We start from the raw sequence: 2,014 nt of genomic DNA on the forward strand, positions 1-2,014 counted from the left end.
GGCTATATTCCGCCGGCTTTATTTGCTGAACAATTCAGCAGGCAACAGCAGGCAGCTTGAAACAAGAGTGTCCGCTATTGACAGTACACCTCACTCCTCTCGCAGTCGTCTGAACGCTAGCTTACGTCCGTTCGATACCGATCCGGATTGTGTTTGAGAGAATGCTCGACAGGGTCGAGCTTAGCACGCGGTTATCGGCTTGGTCCTGTATTGTGTAAATTTCCTTGCTGGATACACTCTATTAGAGGAAAATTTCGTTCCGCCTACGTGAACAAAGATTAGAAACATTAGCCGTGAACAAACAACAGCTCGCATCCAAGATCTGGGAATCCGCTAACCAGATGCGCTCGAAGATCGAGGCCAACGAATACAAGGACTACATCTTAGGCTTCATTTTCTACAAGTACCTCTCTGACAAGCTGATGGAATTTGCCACGGCCGAGGGCTTCACAAACAAGGACTTCAGTGCATTGATTGAGGACGACGCTGAAACGGTCGACCACTTTAAGTCCAACCTGGGCTACTTCATCGCCCGCAAGCACCTGTTCTCGACCTGGCTAGACCAAACTAGCGACTTCGATGTCGCTGACGTGCGCGAAGCCCTTTCGGCCTTTAGCCGCCTGATCCACCCGAACCACAAGCGTCTGTTCGAGGGCATCTTTAAGACGCTGGAAACGGGCCTGAGCAAGCTGGGTGACACTGCGCCAAAGCAGACCAAGGCGATCAGCGAGCTTCTCCAGCTGATCAAAGACATCCCTATGGATGGCAAGCAGGGCTACGACGTGCTCGGCTTCATCTACGAATACCTCATTGGCATGTTTGCCGCCAATGCGGGCAAGAAGGCTGGAGAGTTCTACACCCCACACGAAGTATCCGTGCTGATGTCCGAAGTCATAGCGCACCACCTGACAGATCGCGAGACCATCCAGATCTACGACTCAACCAGCGGCTCGGGTTCGCTGCTGCTCAACATCGGCCAGGCCATCGCTAAGCGAATGGGCGACAAAGACAGCATCAAGTACTACGCCCAAGAGCTCAAGGAAAACACCTACAACCTTACGCGCATGAACTTGGTCATGCGCGGCATTCTCCCGAACAACATCGTTACTCGAAACGCCGATACGCTGGAAGACGACTGGCCGTACTTCGACGACCAAGACCCGGTCAACAGCTACAATCCGCTGTACCTAGATGCGGTGGTGTCGAACCCGCCTTACTCACAGAAATGGGACCCGCAGCACAAGGACGCTGACCCGCGCTACGCACGCTTCGGCGTCGCCCCAAAGTCGAAGGCCGATTACGCGTTCCTGCTGCACGACCTGTATCACCTGAAGCCCAACGGCATCATGGCCATCGTCCTACCCCACGGCGTGCTGTTCCGCGGCGGTGAGGAAGGAGTCATCCGCAAGCAGCTGATCGAGAACGATCACCTTGAAACGATCATCGGCCTGCCGTCCAATATCTTCTTCGGCACCGGCATCCCAACCGTCATCCTTGTGCTCAGGCAAAAGCGTAAAGGCAGCGATGTGTTGTTTGTGGACGGCTCTAAAGGTTTCGCTAAAGAAGGCAAGAACAACAAGCTCCGCGCTTGCGACATCAAGAAGATCACCGATGTGGTGATCGCCCGCGCCACCGTGCCCGGCTTCAGCCGCCTGGTGCCCAAGACCGAACTGCAAGGCGAGGCCAACGACTACAACCTCAACATTCCACGGTATGTGGACTCGTCCGAGCCGCTCGAGAGCTGGGACCTGTACGCCTCGATGTTCGGCGGCATCCCGCTAAGCGAACTGGATGCGCTGGCCGACTTCTGGAAAGCCTTTCCTAACCTGCGAGCGCCCTTGTTCACTTTGGACGGCACACCGTACGCCCAGCCGAAAGCGGATGACCTTGCTGCAGCAGTGCGCCAACACCCTGATGTGATCAAGTTTGACCTGGCTTTCACCCGCGCATTCGACGGGTTCAAGCCTTGGCTGCATATAGTGGACCCCAAGTTTGAGACGGTGGTTTAAGCTGT

The 2,014-nt window shown here is 55.2% G+C and carries 1 protein-coding gene; it reads left to right on the top strand.

Annotated features, from left to right (window positions below; translation table 11 throughout):
- The first annotated feature begins 293 nt into the window (after positions 1–293).
- A complete protein-coding gene (locus tag BM031_RS24835) occupies positions 294–2,009 on the top strand; it encodes a type I restriction-modification system subunit M (RefSeq protein WP_229409197.1) in 1,716 nt (571 codons plus the stop codon).
- Positions 2,010–2,014 lie beyond the last annotated feature (5 nt).

This window comes from Massilia yuzhufengensis, assembly GCF_900112225.1.
In the GTDB taxonomy this organism is placed as follows: Bacteria; Pseudomonadota; Gammaproteobacteria; order Burkholderiales; family Burkholderiaceae_D; genus Telluria; species Telluria yuzhufengensis.